This is a genomic window from Stieleria sedimenti, assembly GCF_025060895.1.
GTDB classification, from domain to species: domain Bacteria; phylum Planctomycetota; class Planctomycetia; order Pirellulales; family Pirellulaceae; genus Stieleria; species Stieleria sedimenti.
Map to the genome: position 1 here is coordinate 1 of NZ_JANZKV010000402.1, position 1469 is coordinate 1469.

At 54.2% G+C, this 1469-nt stretch carries 2 protein-coding genes and 1 pseudogene; all 3 read right to left on the minus strand.

All coding sequences use genetic code 11. The features are described from left to right. Nucleotides 1-387, minus strand: a 387-nt coding sequence (locus NZK35_RS34260) for a sodium:solute symporter family transporter (protein WP_407699875.1), incomplete at its 3' end; no start/stop codon positions are given. Continuing rightward, a complete protein-coding gene (locus tag NZK35_RS34265) occupies nt 387-728 on the minus strand; it encodes an SDR family NAD(P)-dependent oxidoreductase (protein ID WP_407699876.1) in 342 nt (113 codons plus the stop codon). The genes NZK35_RS34265 and NZK35_RS34260, both read right to left, overlap by 1 nt. A gap of 53 nt (nt 729-781) precedes the next feature. Next, a pseudogene (locus tag NZK35_RS34270) lies at nt 782-1306 on the minus strand (SDR family oxidoreductase); the annotation flags it as partial. Nucleotides 1307-1469 lie beyond the last annotated feature (163 nt).

The window sequence follows — 1469 nt, forward strand, 5'->3', positions numbered from 1 at the left end:
GTTTCCTCGGGCGCTTACGTTTGTGATGACCTGAGTCTGATGGTCGAATCGAATCTCCAGATACTGCGGAACGGTTGAAACTCCGCTCTTAAGAAACTTTGGCAGGAAGAACCACGCCATGAACACAAGCGCAACCACACACACAACTTCCCAGACCATCACGCAAAGCCCATCAGTGAATGCCGCCCCATTGAGACCGACCATTTGTTCGGTCGACAGATTCGTCAGTAGCAACGAACCAGCAATTAACGGGAACGTCAGCGAGCGGCCGCCCAGAAAGTAGCCGCCCGTACTTTGGTGATCATCATTCCTCGTGAAACGCCACGTCAGGAATGCAACGAGCCCAGTGAAAAACAGAAAGGATACTATTGTGATTACAAGCTCCACTAAACAGTCTCCATTCGTTGCCCAGCAACATCCGGCGTCTCCAAACGATGCATTTCCTGCACGGGCAATTCGATACCGCCGTCGATTAGGATCGAACTGCCGGTCATATAATCACTGGCAGGGTCGCACATAAACACGACACCACGTGCGATTTCTTCCGGTTTGCCGAGCCGTCCCCAAGGCAACTCCGCGCCTTTTTCGGCCAGCTTCTCTTCGCTGAAAAACTTGCGTTTGCCCGGCGTGTCAATCCATCCGGGGTGCATCGTGTTGACGCGAATTCGCTTGTTGCACAATTCCGTGGCCGCCGTCTTGGCCATCTGATCGATGGCCGCTTTGGACATGTTGTAAGCCATCGCGCCAGGAATCGGTCGCCACCAACCGTTGTTCCGAGCGCAGTCATCGCGAACTTGGACGCGTTGTAAGCAACACCGCCCAGCGGAATCGCACGCCTGCCAGCAACCGACGAGATATTGACGATCGTTCCGCCCCCTTGCTCTCGCATCTGCGGGATCACGGCTTGAATGCAGTTGAACGCGCCCGTTGCATTGACACGCAGGATTCGCTTCCACTCGTCGATTGAAACCTCGGAAGCCACTCGATCGACCGTGTTCGTACCTGCCGAGTTCACTAGCACATCGATGCGACCGCATTCCTGAATAATGGACGCAATTAACTCATCGACTGAAACGCGATCGCCAACATCAAATGGGCAAACGCGGACAGATTCTGCTGAGATTGCGGCGGTCGAACGCAGAGCTGCTTCGCGCCGCCCTACCGCGAAGACCAAATAGCCCTGTGCGACCAAAGACGAGGTAATCGCGGCACCGATCCCAGATCCAGCGCCAGTAACAATGGCAGTTGTGCGAACGTTATTCATGGATAGTACAAGCAAGAGACTCTTCGTCAGTCTCTCAATCATACTGCCGGGCCTTCACGGCACCATGAAGCACAGCGTCCATATCCTAAAATATTTTGTCACGCTCGTGAGGGTGCTCGGCTATGCTTTGGATCTTGCTCGAAACTCGCCGGTGGTAACGCCGGAAACTCGTTTGAAGACCGTGTGGGTGCATTCCCATTTAGTT